Here is a 20,335-nt window from a genome sequence, read left to right as displayed (position 1 = left end):
TATCAATTAGACGAAACGGGGAGATTAGAGCATGTTAGGTACACAAGTACACAGAGGGAATCGCCATTGGCTGCTGATTACAGCTCTGATTTTAACGATGGTATGGATCGTAACGGGCTGCGGAACTACGGGTACAGAACCGAGTACGACGGAAGCAGGAGTAAAGCCGGCTGACAATAAGGGTACAACAGCTCCGAATCCTAAGGAGAACCCCAAAGAGCGTACGGTTAAGCATAAGCTGGGCGATGTCAAGATCCCGGCCGAGCCCAAAAAAATAGCTGCGCTCGTCTATGCCCATGCGGATCATCTGCTCGCGCTTGGCATCAAGCCTCACGCGTTGGTCACTCAGACAGGGACGGAGTTTCTGCCTTATCTGAAGGATCAACTGCAAGGCGTTAAGCCGCTCGGTCTCGCACATGAACTGAATCTGGAAGCTGTATTGGCAGCTGAGCCTGATCTTATTATTGCCAACACAGGCTTTCATGAGAAAACGTATGATTCGCTCAACAAGATCGCTCCGACGGTGCTGCAGGAGAATTATCTGGATGCCATGGAGTGGTTCCGTGACACAGCCAAAATTGTAGGTAAAGAAAAAGAAGCCGATGTCGTGGTCAAGCAGCTTCTTGATAAAGCCGCACAAGCCAAAGAAAAACTATCCAAGATTGTAGGTAATCAAACGGTAGCTTTTGTGAGGGTTAGTGGTAAAGAATTGTCGGTAGTTGGAATTGAGGAACAAAATCGTGGGAAAATGACCTACTTCGGCAGTCTGTTGTATGAGAACGTTGGACTTAAGGAACCGGACTATAAAGCAATGGGGATTGAATTTAAAAAGTCGATTGCGACCATTTCAATGGAAAAGCTGCCCGATCTGAAGGCTGATCATATTTTCATGCTCGTTCGTGATGGAGCCGACAATGAAAAGGTATGGTCGGAGCTGCAGCAAAACCCTATTTGGAAAACCCTTCCGGCTGTAAAAAATAATCATTTGTATGTAGTCAAGGATTCCGCCAAATGGTTCGCAGGGTATGGACCCATCGCTTTTAGTCAAATTATAGACGAAGCTGTTACTGCTTTGAGCAAGTAAGAAACAACTGAGCAACTTCTTGCAGCAAGCCAATCTAATCAATAAACAAAGGGAACAGCACATGTTCGACCACACAATCAGGTAGTTGTGTAAATGACCCATTTTAATAACCGTCCAATCCGATAACGCCCCGAGTTCATACCATACACAATGAATAGCGGAAGGAGGGGGACATATGGGATTGGGAATTGGTGGTAGCTGCGGTGGCTATGGTTTAGGAACTACTACAGGTGTCATTCTTGTGCTCTTCATTTTGTTGGTTATCATTAGTCGCACATTTATCTAATCATGTTCAGATCGCTTTGAAATGCACCCCTTGTCATGAAAATTGGAAAAACCTTTGGTGATTCCGATTAAAATGAGGGGGTGCATTTTTATGTTGAAAAGCAGATACTTGTTGATCAGCTGTTAGCGGCTATGAACATACATGTTCCCTTTAAAGCTCAATCTGTCTAATTAACTTCGCCGGATTACCGCCCACTATGCTATTAGCTAAAACATTCTTGGTTACAACTGCACCAGATGCGATTACCGCGTTGTCCCCTATGATAACACCTGGATTTATGACAGCTCTCCCACCAATCCAAACATTATTACCAATGGTTACCGGCTTTCCGTACTCAGGTCCGGCTATCCGCTCAAGAGGGTGAATCGGATGAGTTGCTGTATAAATATGTACACCCGGGGCAAGAAAACAGTTGTTTCCTATTCGAACTTCGCAAACATCCAGAATCGTACAGTCAAAGTTAGCATAGAAATTTTCTCCTACATGGATGTTGTACCCGTAGTCACATCGAAAAGTGGGCTCAACACTTAAATTTGCTCCCGTTGAACCGAATAATTCTTTTAACAAATGTGTACGATGCTCGATTTCATTTTCTGTAGTTTGGTTATAGATTCGTAGGATTCTTCTGGCAAACGCCCGTTCTTCGGTTAGCTGCGCGTCTGAGGCTAGATACAGCTCCCCGCTTAACATTTTTTCTTTTTCGGTTTTTATTGACATTTGACATCACCCTTATTATATTTCTCTTATCAAAACTATTTTTAAAAGTAATTTAAAAAGTAGTCTGTTACTATGATACCTACATTGCATCATAAACTGCAAGTAAAAAACAATAAATCTTGAATATTTGCGATATTTTTTATGGTACCCGTATGATTGTAACTGGACGTAGCGTAATTGTACGACAAATTTTACATAACAAGGAGGCAGCAACGATGACGAAAAAGAGAATGGATTGGGATGCAGGAGCATGGATTAATGTGCCTCTGTCTGCCCGTAAAGAAGGAGATTTCCTTAAGGTTACGGCTGAAAAGGGAAGAGATTTCTGGAAAAAAACTTTGTACGGCTTTGAATATGAGGATGGAGCAGCTTTGCTGGCGGATTGGGACAACAACACTGCGGTGGAGGTATCATTCCAGCTCGGATCATTTGCAGAACTGTACGACCAGGCAGGCATTCTAATGTACCATGGCCCGGAACAATGGATTAAAGCGGGGATTGAATTCAATGACGGCATTCCTCAGCTTTCCGTAGTCGTAACCGATAGGTTTTCCGATTGGTCGCTCGCGGCTGTGCCGGAATGGGTCGGGGAAGAGGTGACGATGCGAGCTTCTATCATGAAGGATGCTGTAATAATCAGGGCACGGACCGAACATGACGGCTGGCGTACGATTCGTGTTGCGCGCTTTCCCTACGATACCGGGAATCAGGCTGGACCCTATACTTGTTCGCCCACCCGTGCAGGCTTTGAGGTTACCTTCACCCGCTGGTGCTTAACTGAGCCGGATCAAGATCTTCATGTCGATCCTTCCGACTGACGTGTATTTGCCTATGTATGCAAAGTAATGGATATGCCATCCGCTTTATCTTAATGAATAGAGAAAAATGGATAATGGGTATAAAAGAGGTGTGTGAAATCAGTCAGATAACCAATAGCCTAATGGCGGCAGGCCGGCAAGGCGCTATACCTACAATTCCAATTTTGCCTACATAGCTTGCATATACGCTAGCTCGGAAGGGGATCAACATTCTTTAACGTATGTGGATAGCGAATTTATCCGGCGAAACCGTGGAGGATGGATTCCTTGCTGTGAAGGTGGCCAACGTTAGCGCCATTGAGGATGTAATCGAACTGCTCATTACCCAACATACTGGGATTAAGGCTGTTGGAATTGGAATTCCAGGTCTTGTCCATCAAGGTGTGATTAATGTTTGTGATATTGCCGAGTTAATTAATGTTCCCCTGGCTCGGTTAAGGGTTAGGCAGTTGCAATCATTCGTTACATGAAAAGTCGCGTAAATCGCGGCTTTTTCGTTATGTCATAATCAGAAAGACAAACATAAGAGGTCGGTATTGTGAATGGTTTCAAAGCAGATTTTTATTTATGATTATTGAAAACGATTACACAATCCGCTGGAGGCTTTCGGAGATGCATAATGAAACCAAGGAAATACCAGATTGGGCAAATCTACAAGTACTGGAGAGGGGCTTACTGCCCTCTCATGCTCATTTGATCCCATATGATAGCTGGGAGCATGCTTTAGAGCAATCCTCTGCGGCGTCTGCCTATTATCAGGGATTGAATGGAGCTTGGCCGTTTATGTATGCAGAATCTCCAATTGAGGCGCCGCTGGATTTTATGGACCGAGACTATTGTACGGCCGATTGGCCTGTTATCCCCGTGCCCTCCAACTGGCAGCTGCATGGGTACGGACGACCGCATTATAGCAGCTGTCCCTATCCATTTCCCATTGACCCGCCTCATGTGCCAAGCCGTAATCCGGTTGGCTGCTATCGTCGATCCTTTAAGGTAGCCGACACATGGTACGATAGACGAGTTCATCTGGTTTTCGAAGGTGTGGATTCAGCGTTTCATGTGTGGGTCAATGGACAGCTTGCAGGCTACAGTCAAGGCAGTCACTATCATGCTGAATTCGACATTACTTCCTATGTGCAGCCTGGGGAAAACAGCTTGTCAGTTCGCGTCTATCAGTGGTCGGATGGAAGCTATCTGGAAAGCCAGGATAAGTGGCGGCTGAGCGGCATTTTCCGTGATGTTTATTTACTCTCGTATCCCAATATATCGGTTCGCGATGTATGTGTTCAGACTCGATTGGCGACAGGGAACAGCCGTGCAGAATTGGATATTCGCGTGGATACTGCTAATCGGTCAGGTAGAAGCGGCCATAAGCCTTCCAAGCTGAGATTGACATTGCTGGACGGGCAGGGAAAACAGGTTTTCGACCATGATTGCAAGGAGTTGATCGATCCAGAACCGAGCAGGGAGCAGGTCATTCAGGTTGTGGAGCCTATCGAAAATCCTCTTCTGTGGTCGGCTGAGACACCAAACTTGTATGTACTATTGTTAACCTTATATGACGCAGAGCAAGCAGTTTCCGAGGTATTGAGGGTCTCGGTAGGCTTCCGCGATATTCGGATTGATACAGGGCAGATGCTGGTTAATGGCAGTCCGATCACGATTAAGGGTGTTAACCGTAATGAGTTTGATCCTGATTTGGGGTATGTGACAACGCTGGAATCGATGAAGCGGGACATTACTATCATGAAGCAGCATCATATTAATGCAGTACGTCTGTCTCATTATCCCAATGATACACAATGGTTGGAGCTGTGCGACAGCTATGGTCTGTATGTTATCGATGAGGCTGATCTGGAGACGCATGGTTTTCATTTTATAGGCAATGAAGGGTTTTTATCCTCCCATCCGGATTGGGAAGCAGCCTATGTGCAGCGAGTCGAACGAATGGTGGAGCGGGATAAAAATTATCCGTCCATCATCATGTGGTCGCTTGGCAATGAATCCGGTTATGGTCCGAATCATGATAAGATGGCACAATGGATTCGAGCGTTGGATTCCACCCGACCTGTTCATTATGAACGGGCATATGATGCCCCGGTTGTTGATATCGTCAGCAGTATGTATCCGTCTGTGGCAATGGTTGTTGAAGAGGGACAAAAAGACGATCCACGTCCTTATTTGATGTGCGAGTTTGGTCATGCGATGGGTAATTCGACTGGCAATTTGCAGGAGTACTGGGAAGCTATTGATAAGTATCCCAGGCTGCTTGGAGGATTGATTTGGGAGTGGGCCGATCAAGGCATTCGTCAGGTTGATGAGCAAGGTCGAGCTTGGTACGCTTACGGTGGTGACTTTGATGATGAGCCGAACAGCGGGCATTTTTGCCTGGATGGGTTGCTGTTCCCGGACAGGAGCTTGAAGGCAGCTATATTGGAATATAAAAAGGTGATCGAGTCTGTTAAGATTGAAATGGCAGAGGATAGTGACAAGGATAACAACACAATTGATTTGGGAACAAGTTCAGGAGCTTATCAGCATCGAGTAATAAAGGTCAAGAATAAATACGACTTTTTGAACTTGTCTCATCTTGATGGTGAATGGCAGCTGCTTTGTGATGGTATCGTCATGACGTCAGGTGAGCTGCCGTTACTGCAAACACCTGCGGGTGCAGAAGAGAACATACCCGTACTTTTACCCGCAGATGCTATGATGCAGGGAGGCGAATATTGGCTGCATGTTCGTTTCAAGCTAAAGAACGATACGCTATGGGCACAGAAGGGGCATGAAGTGGCCTGGAGTGATCTCGCTTTAGGGTACATCAAGCACCCGAGTAAGCACGAGGAAACCTTACCGCTGCTCAAGCTGGAGGAAACGCTGGACGCCATAAGGATAGGAGACAGCAGTTCCTTAATCACGTTTAGCAAGGCGCAGGAGATCATCTCCTCATGGCGCTTTAAGGGATTGCAGCTGCTCACCGCTGGACCTGTTATTCATTTATGGAGAGCACCTGTTGACAACGATGTTCATTTGGCTAAAGAATGGATCAAGGCTGGATATAATCGTTTGGTAATTCAGCAGCATCATCTTACGATTGAACCTCCCGGCGAACAAGGTGCACGACTTATTGTACAAGGTGTAATCGGTGCAAGAGGTGAACCCATTGCCTTCCGGTCAAAGACATTGTATACGTTTACAAATAGCGGTGAGCTTATACTGGAGGTTAGTCTCGAGCCAAGAGAAGGATTGCCGCCGCTGCCGCGATTTGGAATTGAGCTGCGTATGCCAGTGGAATTTAACCAATTGAGCTGGTTCGGCAGGGGTCCGCATGAATGTTATGCCGATCGCAAGGAAAGTGGGAAATTGGGTGTATACAGCGGTTCTGTGCAGGAGCAGTTTGTACCCTACATTAAACCTCAGGAGAATGGAAATAAATCCGATGTGCGATATGCCAAGGTAACGAATCATGAAGGAAACGGTTTGTTGTTCAGCGGTCTGCCGTTATTCGAATTCAGTGCTCATCATTATGAGACCAAGGATATGACCTTAACGAAAAATGTTCATTTATTGACACGTGTTGAGGAAACGATTATCAAAATCGATGCTGCGCAGAGTGGTCTAGGCAATCATAGCTGTGGCTACGTTCCCACACTGGAACCGTATTTAATTGAAGCAAAACCTATGAAATTTACAGTGCGTATACGGCCCGTGCAGCGAGACTTATAGACAAAAAATCGAATGGAGGTTTCACAATGACAGTTCGTGTGATTGCTTGCAAAACGGAATATATGACAAACCCGCTAGGCCTTGACGAGCGCAAGCCGAGACTATTTTGGCAGCTGGAGACGGAGGAGCGTGAGACGAGTCAGAAGGCTTACCACATACTGGTTGCCAGTACGCGTGAAAAGCTGAACCATCATGAAGGTGATTTATGGGATAGCGGTAAAGTTGAGTCCCAGCAATCCGTTCATGTTGTGTACGAGGGCAAGCCGGTGAAATCGGAAGGCGAATATTTCTGGAAGGTACGCGTCTGGGACAATCATGGACGTACCTCGGCATGGAGCGAAACCGCGTTTTGGACAATGGGCATTTTATCACGTGGAGAATGGAAGGCAGCCTGGATTGGACGGAAAGCAGAAGAGGATATTGATATGCAGCCATCTCCTTATTTTCGTAAGGAGTTTACAGTCAAAGGACCGGTGAGACGTGCTGTAGCTTACGCAACTGCGCTTGGACTGTTTGAATTGCGGGTTAATGGAGAAGCTGTAGGGGATCGCTTTGCACCAGGCTGGACGGATTATGATACGCGTGTTCAGGTATCGGCCTTTGATTTGACCGATAAGCTTCATGAGGGTGCGAATGCTTTCGGTGCGATTCTTGGAGATGGCTGGTACTCGGGATATGTCGGATTTTTGGGGAGAAGCGTGTATGGGGAAAGACCGTTTTTCCTTATGCAGGTCAATATTGATTATGCGGATGGAACCAGAGAAAGTGTAATCACGGATGCAAGCTGGAAAACAGCGAGGGGACCGATTCAATATTCGGATATGATTAAAGGTGAAACCTATGACGCCCGTCTGGAGCTTACTGGCTGGGATCGTCCAGCCTACAACGATTCTGCATGGGAGGAGCTGGATATCCGCCCGGGCTATAACGGATTGCTGGTTGCCGCCGTCGAGCCGCCGGTTCGCATTACACAAATTGTGAGGCCCATTGATGTAAGAAAGACGGAACAGGGCAGCTATATTTATGATATGGGACAAAATATGGTCGGCTGGACCGAGCTCAGAGTCAAGGGTGAGCGCGGTACGAAGATTACGCTCAGTCATACGGAGATGCTTAATCCTGACGGGTCGATGTATCTGGACAACCTACGTGAGGCCGTGCAGCAGAACCACTATATATGTAAAGGAGAAGGGGAGGAGCGTTATGAGCCCCATTTTACATTCCAAGGCTTTCGTTATGTGGAGCTGATTGGATATCCGGGAGAGCCGGGGCCGGATGCTGTGCTTGGGAAAGTCGTGCATTCCGATACACCACTCACGGGTAAGCTTACAACCTCTGATGAAATGGTCAATAAGCTGTACGCCAATATTACGTGGGGTCAGCGAGGTAATTTTCTTTCTGTGCCTACGGATTGCCCACAGCGAGATGAACGTTTGGGTTGGACAGGAGATGCGCAAATATTTGCCCGTACAGCCTCTTATAATATGGATGTATCGCGATTTTTCACCAAGTATATGTGGGATGTGATTGACAGTCAGCAGCCCTCGGGAGCGTTTGCCGATGTGGCTCCAGATGCCGGTTGGATTCGTTATAAAAACTGGAGTACCCGCTTAAACTGGTTTGCTCCCGACAATGCGGGCTGGGGGGATGCGGGGGTTATTATTCCCTGGACGCTATATTTGATGTATGGGGATACAGAAATCCTGCGGACCCATTATGCGGCCATGGTCCGCTGGGTTGAGTATTTGCAGGCGAATACGAATGATCTCGTCCGGCCCGATTATGCCAACTATGGGGACTGGCTGTCCATTGATGCGGATACACCGAACGAAGTGCTGGCAACAGCTTACTTTGCCTATAGCACGAAGCTGCTTGCGCAAATTGCCGGGGTTCTCGGTCACGCAGCCGATGAGCTGCATTACCACTCCTTGTTTGAGCAGATTGCCGCGGCATTCCGCAATGCCTTTATCGACAGTGAAGGACAGATTCACGGGAATACGCAGACCGTTTACGTATTGGCCCTTCAATTTGGACTGCTGACAGAGGAGCTGCGGCAGCAAGCAATCCAGCATCTTGTGAACGATATCGAGCGCCGTGGCAACCGATTATCGACTGGATTTCTCGGTGTAGGCTATTTATTGCCGGCTCTCACTGACAATGGCAGATTGGATATTGCCTATAAGCTGTTGAGTCAAGAAGCATTTCCATCCTGGATGTATTCTATCAAGCATGGAGCGACAACAATCTGGGAGCGTTGGGACGGCTGGACCGAAGAGAACGGTTTTCAGACGCCGGGCATGAACTCGTTCAATCACTATTCGCTTGGATCGATAGGGGAATGGATGTACCGCTATATGGCTGGTATCGAAACGGATGCCGAACACCCCGGGTTCCAGCATGCTGTTATCCGGCCGCAGCCAGGAGGGAGCTTGACTTGGGTTCAAGCAGATTATGATTCGTTATACGGTACGATTTCTGTGGAATGGAGCGTATCCGACCGTGGGATATTCCGTTTGCAGGTCAAGGTGCCAGCCAATGCAACTGCCACCGTATATGTACCGGGAAGCGGCGTACAGGTCGATGGAGTTGAGATTCAAACTGACAGCATAGGTACGTATGTTGTAAATGGCTGCTACCCTCTGGGTGAAGCAGATGGTGTCTCCCGATTCCGAATCGGCTCAGGTGTTTATGTATTCGAAAGTGAAGGGTTTCCTGCATAAAACAGTTTACAGAAATCAAGTGGCGTTATATCGTTAGTATAGCGGTACGGACATGGTGAGTAGTGTTTAGTCTACTCCTATCCGTAAAAAAGCAGACAGGATCGAAGCAGCAGAGCGGCAGCGCTTATGCTGGCTTCCTTCACTGTCTGTAGTTGTTTATGAGCAGCATCAGGACTGTTCAGCACCACCAATTACATGCACCTATATCCCCATTTGGGAGGAGACACCATGCGCTTTCATCTATCAAAAGGAATCCTGGGAGCAGCTCGTTCCTTATTTACGAGTATTCGGGTGACGCTGCACTTAAGCTACTTTGTCGTCATATTGCTCGGAATTACTTTGGTCGGAACCGTTTCCTTCTACGTCTCTTATCAATCGATGCTGGAGCGTGTGGAGTCAGCAAGCTTTCAGATTGTCAGGCAAATCGAGAAAAATATGGATAACGATTTTCAGAATAAAAGAAACCTGCTGCTCGCTCCTTACTACAATCAGGAATATATTGATGGAATCAACGCTTACGCGACGATGGACGAACAGGCCCAATTTCTGTTTCGACAAAAAATCGGCGACCTGTTTCTCAAGAGCTTCAACATTACCCCGATCCGCGATTTTAAGCGGTTTCAAATTTATTACAGCAGTGGTGAGCTTCTTAATGCATCAGATGCTTACAAAGCGGTCGCTGCCAAGGATGTACAAAATGCCGATTGGTTTCGCCAAACGGTTGCCAAGGACGGACGTGTTCACTTTAACGGTCCACTCACCAGCACACCTGCAGAAACAGGGGAAGCTGCTTATTCTTCCTCGCTGCTGATTCGAGACTTCTCGAATCCGGTCAATTTTATTATCGTGCGTGCGGAATACAATGATGAATTATTTCGCAGTATTGGCCAGAACGATAACCTGTCCGCGAGCAGCCGCATCATCATTCTGAATGAGCATAATCAACAGGTTTACGGTTCCTCTGAGCGTCCGGATACAGCCTCAGAGCCAGGTATGCTGTCTCTTATTAATAGTGAAAGCGGCAAGTTCTGGTACGGAAGCGGTCAAGACGAAAGGCTTGTTGCTTACACACGTTCCGAGTATTCCAATTGGAAAGTCGTGCTGGTCACGCCGAAGAAAGAAATATTCGGGCCATTGGATCAAATCAAAACGACGACTCTGGTTACCGCACTGATTGCGTTTGTCGTAACCTTATGTATTTCTTTATTGTTTGGAAGAAGCATTACCAATCCGATTCTGGACTTATACAAAACCGTGAATCGGGTCAAAAGAGGCGATTTTTCAGTTCGTGTTCATGTAAGAAGAAGTGATGAAATCGGGCGAATTGCAACGAATTTCAATGATATGCAGGATGAGCTGCAGACGTTGATTGAATCCAAATATGTTTACCAGATCAAGCTGCAGCAGGTGGAGCTGGCGATGCTGTACTCACAGATCAACCCGCATTTTCTGTACAATACGCTGGATAGTATCAAAGCGATGGCTGATTATTACAAGGTTGAGGATATTGGGGACATGGCACAATCACTTGCCGATATGTTTCGGTATAACACCAAGAGCAAGGATGAGGTTGTGACACTCCGTGATGAGCTGGAGCAAATTGATGCTTATATGAACATTCAGCGGACGCGGTTCGAGGATAAGCTAGCCTACGAGCTGGACATTGAAGAGGAGCTGTATACGTTTGCTATTCTCAAAATGACGCTGCAGCCTCTGGTGGAAAACGCCGTCTTTTATGGAGTGGAGCAAAAGCTTGGCAAAAGCACGATCCGGATCACTGCCCGCAAAGAGGATAACCATATGCTGCTGACGATTAGCGACGATGGCGTAGGGATGAGTGCGGAGCGTTTACAAGAAATCCATGCCAGATTGGGCGAACCTTTCTATATGGAGCATCTTCCGGTCGCCGCATCCGAGGGTGGGATTGGGCTCAGGAATGTGTACGCACGTTATGCGATCAGGCTGGGTGACCAATTTGAGTTCCAAATCGATAGCCAAGCTGGACAAGGAACCACGGTGACACTGAAGCTGTCAGCGGAAAACTCACTTACCAAACCACAGTAAGAATATTCAACATTAATGGTCGAAATCATGGATATGGCTTTGGAAAGCGTTTGCATATAATCAAGTTGTAAGCGATTCCTTGAGGAGGTCTAAATAAATGAACAAGAAGAAAACGGTGGTTTCATTGTTGGCGTTCTGTATGACGGCAGCGGCTTTGGCCGGATGTGGGTCAAGTAATATCGCAGCCCCAGCGGTCGACAATAAGAAAGCGGATACAGGAGCGGCACCTGCGGCTACAGAGCCAGCGAAGAAAAAAGATCCCGTTACCCTGACATTCGTTATCGCCAACACGGTCGATGCTGCACCCTTTAACAAAATTTTTGAAGCCTACACCAAGCAAACCGGCAACAAAGTCGAACTGCAAGCGCTGCCAGGCGGCGAATTTGATAACATGATGAAAACGCGATTTTCCACAGGTGATTTTCCCGATCTGTTCCTGATGCAGCCGGGTACGAAGCAGAATGTTAAATTGAGAGCGGAGGAAACACTGCAGGAGTGGTCAGGCAGTGCTGATATATGGGACCGGATTATTCCTTCAATGAAAGAATTTCAAACGACTCCTGACAAAAAGATTTACGGCGTTCCCTTCGGTGCCACGGGAATGATGGGCATTTATTACAATAAAGATGTGTTCAAAAAAGTAGGGGTTGAAGCACCTAAAAACTACGCCGATTTGATCGACATAGCGAAGAAAATTAAAGGCGCCGGAATTACTCCTTTCTATGAGGGTGTGAAGGACGGATGGCCGCCACAAATCTTTTACTTTACCGGTTGGGTGTCCAACGTAGACCCTGTTATTGGCGATGCAGGTGTACAGAAGCTGGAGAAGAACGAACTGAATCTTGCCGATATACCTGAGCTGAAAGACTTGTTCGCCAAGCAAAAGGAATTGAAGGATTTGGGTCTGTATCAGGACAACGTACTGGCTGGAACTTATGATGAGCTGCAAAATGGAATGGGTGACGGCAAGGTAGGGATGGCTTTTATGCTGGACGGCATCATCCCGCAGCTGGAAAAGAAGTTCGGCAAGCCCTTCGTCACGGATAAAATCGGGTTCTTCCCATTCCCATCGGCTAAGGATGCAGGTACTGCGTTAATCACACCTCCCAACCAGCTGATGATACCGACCAAAGCCAAAAATGCCAAGGAAGCTGCAGAACTAATCAAATTTATGATTTCACCTGACATGGTGAACCTCTATTACCAGACAGCCCCTGGTATTCCTATTTTTAAAGGTGCCAAAAGCGAGTTGTATCCGGTTCAGCAAACGGTTAACGATCTGATTGCTGCCGGCAAATCGAAGGTGAATGTTCAGAACCGTCTGACACCTACCTTCGCTGATTTCCAAAAAACGCTTCAAACCTTCTTTATTAATGGCAGTGTTGATGCGGCTATCAAGGAATTTGATGCCAATTATAAGAAGGATGGTAAAGCCAAGCGGCTTCCTGGATTTGAGTGAGAGGTAGGTAGGTGAATGCGATCTGCTGCGCGGCCATAGTGTTCCTACGATCGCTGTTGTTCAAGGATTTCCTGATGATATGAATGATTTAGAGGTGGAAATCCTTGAACAAAGGCGAACACTAACGCTTCTCCAGAACACTACGGCCGCTCCGCTCCTTATTCACCAGAGATTTAGTAAGGGGTAGAGAGAAGTTCAAAAGCTCTTAAACAAATGCTTAACAAACGAATTTTCTTCAAAAATTTTGAGGAGGTGAAGACATGGGGAAAAATAAGTATCCACTCTATTTTTCATTTCCTGCGCTCGCTGTTTTCCTGTTATTTTTTATTACACCGACCATAATTGGATTTTATTACAGCTTTACTGATTGGAACATCAACGCGCCGAACATCAAATTTATCGGCTTGGATAATTATAAAGAGCTGATGAAGGAGCCGAGATTGGCAACAGCTTTCTCTAATACGTTGATTTTTGCGGCGGTAGTTACGGTTATGCAGAACGTTATCGGTTTGGGTCTGGCTTTGATTTTGAATGAGGCACTGAAGCTGCGCAATTTACTGAGAATGATATTTTTCCTGCCTTACGTGATCGCGCCTCTCGTTATCGGCTATATTTTTCGTGCCATTTATCATCCTGAGCATGGTATTGTGAACGTGGTGTTGAAGAGTACGGGGCTTGGGTTCCTCTCGCACGATTGGCTGAATGATCCAAGCTACGCTTTGTTTTCTATTATCGTGACCGATCTTTGGCGTGTTGCTGGATTCTCGATGGTTGTATACTTGGCAGGGCTGCAGTTTATTCCGAAAGATCTGATTGAAAGCTCGTCCATTGACGGTGCTAATTATTGGAGACGTTTCCGCAATATCGTATTTCCGCTGCTGGCTCCTGCCTTTACCGTGAATGTACTGCTCTCGATGATCGGCTCGATGAAGGTATTCGAAATGGTCATGGTGCTGACCGAGGGTGGACCCGGCTATACAACGGAAGTGTTCTTCACTTATATACGAGGGATGTTCAGTACGGGTGAGTTCGGTTATGCCACGGCAATCAACATTATGCTGTTCCTGCTCGTAAGTGCTGTGGGAATACCTGTGCTCGCTGTGATGAAGAAAAGGGAGGTGGAGATGTGATCACAGAACAAGCTGTACAGAGGCAAATGGTCAAAAGCTATAAGCCTAAGCGGCGTCTGGGACTGATTGTGCTTGAATTGGTGGCGATTGCTTTGGCGCTGCTCATTCTGATCCCTTTCCTGATGATTCTGGTCAATTCGTTCAAGGGTATACGTGAATCCGCCTTGTTCGCACTATCGCTTCCTACGGTTTGGCAGTTCGATAATTATAAGGAAGTGTTCAATCAAGGTCATATTATGCGCGGATTTTCCAACAGCCTGTTGATTTCTGGTCTTACCGTGGTGTGTGTCAATGTATTTGCCTCCATGGCTGCGTTTATTATTCAGCGGAGAGATTCCAAATTTCTGCGCGGTTCTTTTTATATGTTCATTATGGGCTTAATTGTGCCGGTGTCGATCATACCGACCATCAAACTGATGGGTGACCTGCATATCAAAGGAACTTATTTTAGTTTGATTATGTATTACACGGCTGTATTGCTGCCCTTCTCGGTATTTCTCTTGGTCGGATTTATGAAATCGATTCCGCGGGAGCTTGATGAAGCGGCGCTGTTGGAGGGGTGTGGCTATTTCCGACTGTATGCTCAAATCATTCTGCCGCTGCTGATGACCGTGCTGGTAACGGTTACGATTGTGGTGATGGTCTCGGTATGGAACGATTTCTTCGGACCCTTTTACTTAATGACGGACAGTACGAAGTGGACCTTGGTGCTTTCGATATTTAATTTTGTTACGATGTTCAGTACGAATTGGGGTGTTGTGTTCGCCTTTATGGTTATTGTTGTAGCTCCCATATTGGTCATATACCTGCTGCTGCAAAGATATATTATCGACGGATTAACGGCGGGGTCTATGAAAGGGTAATCGGATTCAAATTACTTTTGCTTAGAAAGGAGGTCCAGCCATGTGGAAAGTCGTGGTTGTCGACGATGAGCGTTGGATCCGTAGAGGGCTGATTCAATCGATTCCATGGGATCAATTTGGACTCGAACTTGTGGGAGAGGCGGGAGATGGACAGGAGGCGTATATGATCGCGCTTAAACAGAAGCCGGACCTTCTGTTCCTGGATATGCGGATGCCAGGTATGGATGGCAAAGAGCTAATTGCTTTGCTGAATCGCGATATGCCTGAGCTCCTGACTGTTGTGGTCAGCGGATATTCAGACTTTGAATATACGAAGGAGGCCATTCGTCATAAAGCTTTCGATTATTTATTGAAACCGGTCAAGAAGGAGGAGCTCGCTGCGCTGCTGGAAAAAGCAACTTCTGAATTAGCCAAACGTGAGAACGAGAAGCGACAATCTTCTCTGGATCATAGGGAGGATTGGCTGCAGCGAATTTTGTTTCAAGCGGATGCCGAAGGCGGAGGGTCTGATGATCAGGAGTACTCACAGCTTCCTAAAGAGTGGACAACAAGTGAATCCTTCGTGCTTGTAGGGCAGCCGGATATATTCCGGGAGTGCTCGGAGCAAGCGAAGCTTTTGCAGCCACTTCGGGAGCAGTTGAATCGAACCCGGCCGTTCCTGTTTGGAGGACGCTGGAACTATGTAGTAACGACGGCTCCAGATGATTCCAGGGAATTGGTGATGATCATTGCAGGAGCGCGCTTGCAGCAAGAGGAAATTGTGAAGCTCAATCTGTCGCTTCAGACGGTGTTGAAGCAGGCCGATCACCACGGCTACAGCTTTGGTATCAGTGAAAAAAGAACAAAGCTTCAGCACCTGAGGGAAGCCTATTTGGAAGCCAGACGTACTTTAAAGAACAAAAGCTTGTGCGCGGCTGGAACCATTCTCTTTACAGGGCATGATTCCGAGTCTTCAATGGACCTGTACCCGCAAGAAAAAGAAAACGCCTTTTTACTATCGCTCCATATGGGCAATAAAGAAGCAGCCGGACAAGAATTCGAACAGCTGTTTACTGCATTCAGTAAAGATACGATGACCGTGGATCATATGCAGCGGAGTGCTATTTTACTTATCCACTCTATTGAAAAACAGCTGCGGGCCACAGATACAAGGCTTCAGGAGGTATGCGGCAAAAATCCACTGATGTACACGGAAATCATTCAGCACCGCAATGATGCAGCTTCGGTCAAGTCGATTTTCGACAAGGAAATCCTTCCTCATGTGCTGACTTATTATTCACGCTCGGGTGAGAAGCAGGGAGAGAAGGTGGTTCGAGAGGTGCAAAAATTAATTGAATCCCATTATGACCAGCCTCTTTCACTGCATCAGATAGCCACTAGTCACTATATGAATACCGACTACTTAAGCCGTTTGTTTAAAAAAACGACCGGCCACAACTTCGTTGATTATTTGATGGATATTCGGATTAACAAATCCAAGGAGCTTATGAAGCTGTCGAAATATAAAAATTACGAGATCGCTCAAATGGTTGGTTACGAGGATTATCGTTATTTCAGTCAAATTTTTAAGAAAAAAACCGGGATGACGATTGGTGACTACCGAATATTAGCCGAAATTACTTAAAAGTCCGGTGAAGAAACGAGCGCAGCGAGACTTATTCACCCGACTTTTAAAAATAGGGAGAGAACAACTGTGGACACTGTAAAAAACGATAATTTGAACAGGGATGATCATAAACGATGGATCCCGGATACGCTTATGCTGGAGGAGCGTGCGCGTGCTGCCATTAATGCGATGGTAGGCATGGCCGATAGCGATCATAATTACATTCCCTTTTTCGGAGCGGACTTGATGCATAAACCGTCAAAAATGTCGCATGGAGATTGGGATTACGGTTCCTCACATGGCAGAATGATTGACGGACTGATCCTTGCCCGCCATATGTCAGGTGAAACCTTCGGTGCAGAGGTGGAGGCACGTTATCGGGCCAATCTGCTATCTTTCTTCAAGGAAGACGGGATGAGCTATCGCCAGATCAATCCGACCCGGAATTGGGAGCCGAACGCCAATCTGATCGATCAACGCGCCGTTATTTTATCGTTGACGACCTGGTTTATGGAAACAGGCGATGTGGCGGTTAAGGAAGCGGCGGATCGACATGTAGCTGCATTGAAGCGGATTGCAATCAAGGAGCGTGACGTCTGGTACTACCCCGCTTCAGAGTATAAAGAAACAGGCTGGCCTTCTGCCAACGGTATCCAGCTGCGGCTGGCGCCAGATCCAGCTGCCTTTTGCGGACGGCTGGTGATGCCGCTCTTAAAATATCACGAGCTGACGGGCAACCAGGATGCATTTGATTTATGTCAATTTTTTACAGCCCTAATTATCGAGCGTAGCGGTGTTTTCAATCAAGATGGCAGCTTTAACGATTCACTCGCCTATCGCAGCGGTCATTTTCACACACGTATCGGTACTTTGGATGCGATAGCACGGTTTGGCGCCTTCACCGGAGATGCGGCAATGATCAGCTGGGTGAAAAAGTGCTACGATTGGGCGCTGACCAAATCCACAGCCTTCGGCTGGACACCCGGAGATTTGCATGAGCAAGCCTACGAGCACGAGACCTGCTCATTGGTCGATTTGATCGCTACCGGAATTACGCTGGCGAAGAGCGGTTATGTGGAGTATTGGGGTGTGGTCGAAAGATTCCTGCGCAACCACTTGGCGGAATCACAGTTATTGGATCTCGATTGGGTTGAGGATTCGGATGATCAATCCAACGATATTCATGCTCATACGACTTATTTTCAAGTAGGTAAACGTACCAGAGGCGCATTCGCCGGATATTCGGCACCCAATGATTTTGTCTGTGATGTGAATGAGGGCCGGGGACATACAAGTGATTTGCAAATATGCTGCCTCGGATCGGGTACACGGGGGCTATTCATGGGCTGGAGCAACAGCGTGACGGAGAAGAACGGGACGGTCAGCATCAATTTCCTGCTGAACCGGGGCTCCAAATGGCTTGATGTCAGCAGTTACCTGCCGCATGAGGGTAAAGTCGTCATTGATGTTCATATGGATATCCCACGGCTATTGATTCGGATTCCGGAATGGGCCGGTTTTACGAAAATTCGGTTTACCCGCAGCCTTGATGGTGTTGAAACGGAAGGTAAAGGCAATGAGGAGAGCAGATGGGTGAACAAGCATTTTCTGGTCCTCGGACCCGCTGTTGCTGGAGAGACCATTACGGTAACGTTCCCGCTCAGCTATCGCCGTACGCTGGAAAATGCAGTCGGACAAACGTTCGAGACGCAGTGGCGCGGCGATGATGTCGTCGGTATTACACCGCAAGGAACGAAGAAGCCGCTATACAGCGGGCGTAAGGTATATAATGAAGCGCCTATGCGCGAGGGTGACTACCGTCGGCTGGATAACGAGTTTGTGTGGTAACCCTTCACGTAAAAAAATAAACTGTTCTGGAGGCATATCGATATGAAAACCGTAGTAGCTGTATATACCGGTCAAGGGCTGGCCGACCCGCTGAAGGCGGTATTTAAAGAGGTTCTGCCGAACGTCCGGCTAGTTAATATCATCGACGACAGTCTGATCGGTGATGTGGTGAAGGCAGGCCATGTGCCACCAGGCGTAGCGCGAAGATTGGTGCAATATTTTCACCATGGGGAAGAAATGGGAGCGGATGTTATTCTGAATACGTGCTCCTCCGTAGGTGAAGTCGCCGATGATGCTCGACGTTTGATTGGTGTGCCAATTGTGAAGATTGATGAGTCGATGGCGGCCAAAGCAGCTCTCAGTTACGAGCGTATTGGGGTATTGGCTACACTGCCGTCGACCTTGGAGCCGACAATACGGTTGATTCGCAAGCAAGCGGACCTGGCAGGTAAACAGGTTACACTAGTTAACGGACTTGCCGATGGTGCATTCGATGCGCTGGTAGGTGGACGTCCCGAGGAGCATGACCGGATTTTGCTGGAAACGGCCAAGCGGATCGCGGCTGAAGCGGACGTTCTTGTGCTGGCACAGGGCTCAATGGCTAGAATGGAGAAGACACTTGCCGAAGTGACCGGTAAGCCCGTTTTGTCTTCGCCGCGGATGGGTGTTGAAGCAGTAAAAGCTGTACTGGCAGCAGCTGAGGCAGCCGAACCGACTGCATAGAGATAAGAGTATTGGAGGAGAACCATTGAATCAGGAACGAGTGAAAGCGACATATTTGGTAGAAACCCCTTATTCCTTGGAGCGTGCAGCGGCGACTATTGCGGGAGAGCAATCCACGGGTACCTTTACAGCGGTACCAGGAGAGACAGATGAGTTGAAGGAGCGTTATGGAGCAACGGTAGAGCGGATCGAAGCTCTGGAGGAGGTGGCTACGCCTTCCTTGCCTGGTGCAAAAATTCCTGTTCCGCATGACGGGCGATTTCGTCGTGGCATCATAACCGTATCGTTTCCGCTGCACAATTTTGGCCCATCTATTCCGAACCTGCTGTCAGCTGTTGCTGGAAATTTATATGAGCTTCAAGAGCTGTCGGGTCTTCGACTGATGGATCTAGAACTGCCGGAGGCATTTACTTCACGTTATCCAGGTCCGAAATTCGGTATTGCAGGAACACGAAGGCTCACAGGTGTCCATGACCGACCTATTCTTGGGACGATTGTAAAACCAAGCATAGGTTTAACCACCGAACAGCTGTCGAGCTTGGTTGGCAAACTGGCAAAAGCGGGAATGGATTTTATCAAGGATGATGAATTAAATGCCAATCCGCCCTTTGCCCCCATTGAACATAAGGTAAAGGCAGTCATGGAAGCAGTAGAGCGTGCAGCGGATGTCACGGGAAAGAAGCTGATGTATGCCTTCAATATTACGGGTGATTATGATGAGCTGCGGCGCAATCATGATCTTGTCGTGAGGGCAGGGGGCAACTGCGTGATGGTTAGTATACTTAGTGTAGGGCTCTCTGGTCTTGCTGCCCTGAATAGCTATAGCGAGGTTCCCATCCATGGTCATCGTAACCAGTGGGGGATGCTGACGCGCTGCCCGTTATTGGGTATTGAATTCACGGCCTACCAAAAGCTGTGCCGGCTTGCCGGTGCGGATCACCTGCATGTAAATGGTTTAAATAGTAAGTTTTATGAAAGCAACGAATCGGTTACTCGTTCCATTCATGCTTGTACAACCCCTATACTTGGCGGATACACAACGATGCCAGTAGTCTCATCCATGCAATGGGCGGGAACGGCTCCTGTAACCTACAGTGCTGTGGGCTCAGTTGATGTGATGCATCTGGCTGGTGGTGGTATGCTGGCCCACCCTGACGGACCAGCAGCCGGTTTTGAAAGTATGAAGCTGGGCTGGGAAGCGGCTGTACAGGGAATTCCACTTGAAGTGTATGCCCAGCAGCATCCGGCCCTGCAGCATGCAATCGATAAGTACGGGAAAGGTTGACCGGAG

The 20,335-nt window shown here is 47.5% G+C and carries 15 protein-coding genes; 14 read left to right on the top strand and 1 reads right to left on the bottom strand.

All coding sequences use genetic code 11. The features are described from left to right. Window positions 1–31 precede the first annotated feature (31 nt). Both LRL21_RS35945 and LRL21_RS35940 read left to right on the top strand, forming a co-directional pair. Window positions 32–1,084 carry an ABC transporter substrate-binding protein gene (locus LRL21_RS35945; protein ID WP_240420623.1) on the top strand — a complete coding sequence of 351 codons (1,053 nt, stop codon included), beginning with the start codon at window positions 32–34 and terminating at the stop codon, window positions 1,082–1,084. 175 nt (window positions 1,085–1,259) lie between these two features. Then, complete coding sequence (locus LRL21_RS35940; protein WP_240420622.1) at window positions 1,260–1,370, top strand: sporulation protein YjcZ; 111 nt, start codon at window positions 1,260–1,262, stop codon at window positions 1,368–1,370. Window positions 1,371–1,520: 150 nt separating this feature from the next. On the opposite strand, the gene LRL21_RS35935 is transcribed toward LRL21_RS35940, so the two are convergent. Next, window positions 1,521–2,087: a maltose acetyltransferase domain-containing protein gene (locus tag LRL21_RS35935; protein ID WP_275901074.1), complete on the bottom strand. Its 567-nt coding sequence runs from the start codon at window positions 2,085–2,087 to the stop codon at window positions 1,521–1,523. A gap of 215 nt (window positions 2,088–2,302) precedes the next feature. On the opposite strand from LRL21_RS35935, the gene LRL21_RS35930 reads away from it, so the two are divergent. The 12 genes from LRL21_RS35930 (at window position 2,303) to LRL21_RS35875 (ending at window position 20,329) form a co-directional block, all read left to right on the top strand. Further along, window positions 2,303–2,905, top strand: a complete 603-nt coding sequence (locus LRL21_RS35930; RefSeq protein WP_240420621.1) for a DUF1349 domain-containing protein — start codon at window positions 2,303–2,305, stop codon at window positions 2,903–2,905. A 221-nt stretch (window positions 2,906–3,126) separates the two neighbouring features. After that, window positions 3,127–3,375 (top strand): hypothetical protein, encoded by a 249-nt coding sequence (locus LRL21_RS35925; protein ID WP_240420620.1) that lies wholly within the window; start codon window positions 3,127–3,129, stop codon window positions 3,373–3,375. 142 nt (window positions 3,376–3,517) lie between these two features. Next, a complete protein-coding gene (locus tag LRL21_RS35920) occupies window positions 3,518–6,631 on the top strand; it encodes a glycoside hydrolase family 2 TIM barrel-domain containing protein (RefSeq protein WP_240420619.1) in 3,114 nt (1,037 codons plus the stop codon). Window positions 6,632–6,657: 26 nt separating this feature from the next. Further along, window positions 6,658–9,351, top strand: coding sequence for a glycoside hydrolase family 78 protein (locus LRL21_RS35915; RefSeq protein ID WP_240420618.1), 2,694 nt, complete (start codon window positions 6,658–6,660; stop codon window positions 9,349–9,351). Between the two features lie 228 nt (window positions 9,352–9,579). Further along, complete coding sequence (locus LRL21_RS35910) at window positions 9,580–11,415, top strand: cache domain-containing sensor histidine kinase (RefSeq protein WP_240420617.1); 1,836 nt, start codon at window positions 9,580–9,582, stop codon at window positions 11,413–11,415. 97 nt (window positions 11,416–11,512) lie between these two features. After that, window positions 11,513–12,874 (top strand): ABC transporter substrate-binding protein, encoded by a 1,362-nt coding sequence (locus tag LRL21_RS35905; RefSeq protein ID WP_240420616.1) that lies wholly within the window; start codon window positions 11,513–11,515, stop codon window positions 12,872–12,874. A 260-nt stretch (window positions 12,875–13,134) separates the two neighbouring features. Beyond that, window positions 13,135–14,004 carry a carbohydrate ABC transporter permease gene (locus LRL21_RS35900; protein ID WP_076236190.1) on the top strand — a complete coding sequence of 290 codons (870 nt, stop codon included), beginning with the start codon at window positions 13,135–13,137 and terminating at the stop codon, window positions 14,002–14,004. After that, window positions 14,001–14,867 (top strand): carbohydrate ABC transporter permease, encoded by an 867-nt coding sequence (locus LRL21_RS46470; protein WP_083689761.1) that lies wholly within the window; start codon window positions 14,001–14,003, stop codon window positions 14,865–14,867. The genes LRL21_RS35900 and LRL21_RS46470 overlap by 4 nt, the downstream gene beginning before the upstream one ends. Before the next feature lie 40 nt (window positions 14,868–14,907). Next, window positions 14,908–16,491 (top strand): response regulator transcription factor, encoded by a 1,584-nt coding sequence (locus LRL21_RS35890; RefSeq protein WP_240420615.1) that lies wholly within the window; start codon window positions 14,908–14,910, stop codon window positions 16,489–16,491. A 69-nt stretch (window positions 16,492–16,560) separates the two neighbouring features. Further along, window positions 16,561–18,321 (top strand): glycoside hydrolase family 127 protein, encoded by a 1,761-nt coding sequence (locus tag LRL21_RS35885; RefSeq protein ID WP_240420614.1) that lies wholly within the window; start codon window positions 16,561–16,563, stop codon window positions 18,319–18,321. Between the two features lie 42 nt (window positions 18,322–18,363). Next, window positions 18,364–19,044, top strand: a complete 681-nt coding sequence (locus tag LRL21_RS35880) for an aspartate/glutamate racemase family protein (protein WP_240420613.1) — start codon at window positions 18,364–18,366, stop codon at window positions 19,042–19,044. Between the two features lie 25 nt (window positions 19,045–19,069). After that, entirely contained in the window at window positions 19,070–20,329 is a 1,260-nt protein-coding gene (locus LRL21_RS35875; protein WP_240420612.1) for a ribulose-bisphosphate carboxylase large subunit family protein, read from the top strand. Window positions 20,330–20,335 lie beyond the last annotated feature (6 nt).

Source organism: Paenibacillus periandrae (assembly GCF_022458865.1).
GTDB lineage: Bacteria > Bacillota > Bacilli > Paenibacillales > NBRC-103111 > Paenibacillus_S > Paenibacillus_S periandrae.
Note: the sequence above shows the minus strand (reverse complement) of the source record. Positions and strands in the feature narration are given on the sequence as shown.

Coding starts and splice junctions, on each gene's coding strand:
- LRL21_RS35945 (WP_240420623.1), top strand. CDS start 32: ATGTTAGGTACACAAGTACACAGAGGGAATCGCCATTGGCTGCTGATT.
- LRL21_RS35940 (WP_240420622.1), top strand. CDS start 1,260: ATGGGATTGGGAATTGGTGGTAGCTGCGGTGGCTATGGTTTAGGAACT.
- LRL21_RS35935 (WP_275901074.1), bottom strand. CDS start 2,087: ATGTCAATAAAAACCGAAAAAGAAAAAATGTTAAGCGGGGAGCTGTAT.
- LRL21_RS35930 (WP_240420621.1), top strand. CDS start 2,303: ATGACGAAAAAGAGAATGGATTGGGATGCAGGAGCATGGATTAATGTG.
- LRL21_RS35925 (WP_240420620.1), top strand. CDS start 3,127: ATGTGGATAGCGAATTTATCCGGCGAAACCGTGGAGGATGGATTCCTT.
- LRL21_RS35920 (WP_240420619.1), top strand. CDS start 3,518: ATGCATAATGAAACCAAGGAAATACCAGATTGGGCAAATCTACAAGTA.
- LRL21_RS35915 (WP_240420618.1), top strand. CDS start 6,658: ATGACAGTTCGTGTGATTGCTTGCAAAACGGAATATATGACAAACCCG.
- LRL21_RS35910 (WP_240420617.1), top strand. CDS start 9,580: ATGCGCTTTCATCTATCAAAAGGAATCCTGGGAGCAGCTCGTTCCTTA.
- LRL21_RS35905 (WP_240420616.1), top strand. CDS start 11,513: ATGAACAAGAAGAAAACGGTGGTTTCATTGTTGGCGTTCTGTATGACG.
- LRL21_RS35900 (WP_076236190.1), top strand. CDS start 13,135: ATGGGGAAAAATAAGTATCCACTCTATTTTTCATTTCCTGCGCTCGCT.
- LRL21_RS35890 (WP_240420615.1), top strand. CDS start 14,908: ATGTGGAAAGTCGTGGTTGTCGACGATGAGCGTTGGATCCGTAGAGGG.
- LRL21_RS35880 (WP_240420613.1), top strand. CDS start 18,364: ATGAAAACCGTAGTAGCTGTATATACCGGTCAAGGGCTGGCCGACCCG.